Source organism: Flavobacterium palustre, assembly GCF_014639535.1.
Lineage (GTDB): Bacteria > Bacteroidota > Bacteroidia > Flavobacteriales > Flavobacteriaceae > Flavobacterium > Flavobacterium palustre.
Genome location: NZ_BMGA01000015.1, coordinates 1 through 5,000 on the forward strand (window position 1 = coordinate 1; position 5,000 = coordinate 5,000).

The 5,000-nt window shown below is 42.4% G+C and carries 3 rRNA genes (1 of these 3 running past the window's edge); 2 read left to right on the top strand and 1 reads right to left on the bottom strand.

Annotated features, from left to right (window positions below):
• Positions 1-48: 48 nt before the first annotated feature.
• A 5S ribosomal RNA gene (gene rrf, locus IEV84_RS16650) occupies positions 49-169 on the bottom strand.
• A gap of 1,938 nt (positions 170-2,107) precedes the next feature.
• Here rrf and IEV84_RS16655 point away from each other — a divergent pair.
• Both IEV84_RS16655 and IEV84_RS16660 read left to right on the top strand, forming a co-directional pair.
• Positions 2,108-3,917: ribosomal RNA gene (locus IEV84_RS16655) — 16S ribosomal RNA — on the top strand.
• Between the two features lie 345 nt (positions 3,918-4,262).
• Positions 4,263-5,000 (top strand): 23S ribosomal RNA (locus IEV84_RS16660); it runs 2,837 nt beyond the window's last position.

Here is a 5,000-nt window from a genome sequence, read left to right on the forward strand (position 1 = left end):
AAAAAAAAAAAAAAAAAAAAAAAAAAAAAAAAAAAAAAAAAGAAATAAAGATTGCAGCACCTGAGTTTCGCGTATGGTCACCCACTACACTACTCGGTCAGGCTCTTACCAGCTTAACTACAGTTGATCGGACGGGAAACGGTGCTTTCTGGTAGATATGGCCGCAACCGATAGTTTAACGGAAACGCAGGTGATATGAGGGCAGGGTCCAGACATGTTCAGTAGGTGGGAGTGAGAGGTGTTATGGGTGGAGGACAATTTTTATTATATTTCATCTAATAGCAATAGGATATGACAGGTGAAAAAGCAAAAGCAATAGTGCATTGTGATGTGGAGAATAAGGTGCATACGATGAAAAAGGTGATTTGTCATTTACAAGAGGTAGGTCGAAACAGAACATGAAAGTTGGTCGGTAGGTGGCATGCAGAGGTAGTTTCAAGGTGACAGGTTATGAAGATATGGTGCAAAAGACAAATGGATGGTGGCAGGCATAGTAAAATGATGGTGTGGAAGACATAGATGGTATTTGTTTTGCATTTACGGCACCGGATGCGGGCGATAATGACGGGAAGAGATTTAGTATGTGGGACAGAATGTCGGCGGCAGTATTGAGACCATGAGAGTAGCAAACGTAAGTCTAAAGGTTGTTTTATAGTAGTTAGGATGTAGAAAATGTATTCCGATAGGCCATTTTACATTTGGAGGGACGGTTGAAAGTGGACAGAGGAAAAGGTGCGGAAATGGCTGATTTTGATTGTTTATGTTTTGTGTGATGATTTTACATTTTTGCATAGTATTAGGTAGTCAGATGAAAGATGAATAGACATAGGAGTAAGAAAACATAGAATAGTTACCGTTATTGGTAGGAGTGTGGTGGGGTGGTATAGTCCGCATTGGGATGTTACTTTCCTGTTATGGCATGGATTTCCCTTTAGGGTCTCTGAAGCGTATTTCCGTCACCGAAAAAGGCAGAAAAAGGGAAACTGAAGGGAGGATAGTAGTAAAGTTTGAATGGTGGTAGTGTAATGTATGATATCCGTTGGTTTTGGTTTCGGTTGTGAAAAGTTTTTTGGTATGATATTTTGCAAGTAGCATATATTTCTTGTGTGAGAAAGGTATATTTTGTATGTTTTGTATGTTCCCGCGCGTTTCCGTATTTTCCGCTTCCGCTTCCGCAGTAAAAAATAGTGAGGAACTGGGTTACCCGGGGCACCTGTCACTTTGGAAAAAAAATATACGCTAAGATTTTTGGAGAATAGCTTAAATTGAAGTTTTTCTCGGCGAGAAATACGTAGTTAAGGCAGAGCGACAGAGAGGGCAAAAGAAAATAAAAGTAAGATTTTAGTTTGTAATGGGAGGGGGGGTTTAGTCATGGAGTACAAGTGTGAGGAAAAGTAGTTGGGAGGTACTTCATGCGAAAGCAGTTGAAGACAAGTTCGAAAAGAGTTTGGAAACGAATTCGAGTAGGCTTGTCGTTCGTTATGTTTTTGTAAATGGCCTCGTCAAACGGTGGAGAGAGTCGCTAGGTGATCGTCAGATCTGCCTAGTCTCTATACAGCGTGTTTAATTGACATGGGTTGATGCGTATTGAGAGATACAATTTGGGAAGAAATTCCCAGAGTGTGTTTCTTTTGCGTTTAACCTGAACAGTCTCATCGTGGGCATCTTGCGATTCCATTGGTGAGCAGCGAAGGATTTGGTGGATTACTAGCTAATAGCAATCTATTTCAAAGAATTCAAACTTGGGGGAATGCCTTGTTGAATAGCCGGTCGCAAGACTGTGATTCTTCAAGTGTAACCTCCTCTCAAATCAGCGATATCAAACGTACCATTCCGTGAAACACCGGGGTATCTGTTTGGTGGAACCTGATTAGAGGAAACTCAAAGAGTGCTATGGTATGGTGACGGAGTGCGCTGGTCAAGAGTGTAAAAGCTTTTTGAACAGAGAGCATTTCCGGCAGCAGAGAGACCTGAAAAAGCAATTTTTCTGGAATTTCAGCTGTTTCCAAACTCAATAAGTATCTTCTAGCAAGAGGGAATAGGTGGGAAAAAAAAAAAGAGATTTCGGTTTCTTTCTTTTTTACTGCTTGTTGCTTCTTCTTTTAAGATAGTTATCTGGTTGATCCTGCCAGTAGTCATATGCTTGTCTCAAAGATTAAGCCATGCATGTCTAAGTATAAGCAATTTATACAGTGAAACTGCGAATGGCTCATTAAATCAGTTATCGTTTATTTGATAGTTCCTTTACTACATGGTATAACTGTGGTAATTCTAGAGCTAATACATGCTTAAAATCTCGACCCTTTGGAAGAGATGTATTTATTAGATAAAAAATCAATGTCTTCGGACTCTTTGATGATTCATAATAACTTTTCGAATCGCATGGCCTTGTGCTGGCGATGGTTCATTCAAATTTCTGCCCTATCAACTTTCGATGGTAGGATAGTGGCCTACCATGGTTTCAACGGGTAACGGGGAATAAGGGTTCGATTCCGGAGAGGGAGCCTGAGAAACGGCTACCACATCCAAGGAAGGCAGCAGGCGCGCAAATTACCCAATCCTAATTCAGGGAGGTAGTGACAATAAATAACGATACAGGGCCCATTCGGGTCTTGTAATTGGAATGAGTACAATGTAAATACCTTAACGAGGAACAATTGGAGGGCAAGTCTGGTGCCAGCAGCCGCGGTAATTCCAGCTCCAATAGCGTATATTAAAGTTGTTGCAGTTAAAAAGCTCGTAGTTGAACTTTGGGCCCGGTTGGCCGGTCCGATTTTTTCGTGTACTGGATTTCCAACGGGGCCTTTCCTTCTGGCTAACCTTGAGTCCTTGTGGCTCTTGGCGAACCAGGACTTTTACTTTGAAAAAATTAGAGTGTTCAAAGCAGGCGTATTGCTCGAATATATTAGCATGGAATAATAGAATAGGACGTTTGGTTCTATTTTGTTGGTTTCTAGGACCATCGTAATGATTAATAGGGACGGTCGGGGGCATCAGTATTCAATTGTCAGAGGTGAAATTCTTGGATTTATTGAAGACTAACTACTGCGAAAGCATTTGCCAAGGACGTTTTCATTAATCAAGAACGAAAGTTAGGGGATCGAAGATGATCAGATACCGTCGTAGTCTTAACCATAAACTATGCCGACTAGGGATCGGGTGGTGTTTTTTTAATGACCCACTCGGCACCTTACGAGAAATCAAAGTCTTTGGGTTCTGGGGGGAGTATGGTCGCAAGGCTGAAACTTAAAGGAATTGACGGAAGGGCACCACCAGGAGTGGAGCCTGCGGCTTAATTTGACTCAACACGGGGAAACTCACCAGGTCCAGACACAATAAGGATTGACAGATTGAGAGCTCTTTCTTGATTTTGTGGGTGGTGGTGCATGGCCGTTCTTAGTTGGTGGAGTGATTTGTCTGCTTAATTGCGATAACGAACGAGACCTTAACCTACTAAATAGTGGTGCTAGCATTTGCTGGTTATCCACTTCTTAGAGGGACTATCGGTTTCAAGCCGATGGAAGTTTGAGGCAATAACAGGTCTGTGATGCCCTTAGACGTTCTGGGCCGCACGCGCGCTACACTGACGGAGCCAGCGAGTCTAACCTTGGCCGAGAGGTCTTGGTAATCTTGTGAAACTCCGTCGTGCTGGGGATAGAGCATTGTAATTATTGCTCTTCAACGAGGAATTCCTAGTAAGCGCAAGTCATCAGCTTGCGTTGATTACGTCCCTGCCCTTTGTACACACCGCCCGTCGCTAGTACCGATTGAATGGCTTAGTGAGGCCTCAGGATCTGCTTAGAGAAGGGGGCAACTCCATCTCAGAGCGGAGAATTTGGACAAACTTGGTCATTTAGAGGAACTAAAAGTCGTAACAAGGTTTCCGTAGGTGAACCTGCGGAAGGATCATTAAAGAAATTTAATAATTTTGAAAATGGATTTTTTTGTTTTGGCAAGAGCATGAGAGCTTTTACTGGGCAAGAAGACAAGAGATGGAGAGTCCAGCCGGGCCTGCGCTTAAGTGCGCGGTCTTGCTAGGCTTGTAAGTTTCTTTCTTGCTATTCCAAACGGTGAGAGATTTCTGTGCTTTTGTTATAGGACAATTAAAACCGTTTCAATACAACACACTGTGGAGTTTTCATATCTTTGCAACTTTTTCTTTGGGCATTCGAGCAATCGGGGCCCAGAGGTAACAAACACAAACAATTTTATCTATTCATTAAATTTTTGTCAAAAACAAGAATTTTCGTAACTGGAAATTTTAAAATATTAAAAACTTTCAACAACGGATCTCTTGGTTCTCGCATCGATGAAGAACGCAGCGAAATGCGATACGTAATGTGAATTGCAGAATTCCGTGAATCATCGAATCTTTGAACGCACATTGCGCCCCTTGGTATTCCAGGGGGCATGCCTGTTTGAGCGTCATTTCCTTCTCAAACATTCTGTTTGGTAGTGAGTGATACTCTTTGGAGTTAACTTGAAATTGCTGGCCTTTTCATTGGATGTTTTTTTTCCAAAGAGAGGTTTCTCTGCGTGCTTGAGGTATAATGCAAGTACGGTCGTTTTAGGTTTTACCAACTGCGGCTAATCTTTTTTTATACTGAGCGTATTGGAACGTTATCGATAAGAAGAGAGCGTCTAGGCGAACAATGTTCTTAAAGTTTGACCTCAAATCAGGTAGGAGTACCCGCTGAACTTAAGCATATCAATAAGCGGAGGAAAAGAAACCAACCGGGATTGCCTTAGTAACGGCGAGTGAAGCGGCAAAAGCTCAAATTTGAAATCTGGTACCTTCGGTGCCCGAGTTGTAATTTGGAGAGGGCAACTTTGGGGCCGTTCCTTGTCTATGTTCCTTGGAACAGGACGTCATAGAGGGTGAGAATCCCGTGTGGCGAGGAGTGCGGTTCTTTGTAAAGTGCCTTCGAAGAGTCGAGTTGTTTGGGAATGCAGCTCTAAGTGGGTGGTAAATTCCATCTAAAGCTAAATATTGGCGAGAG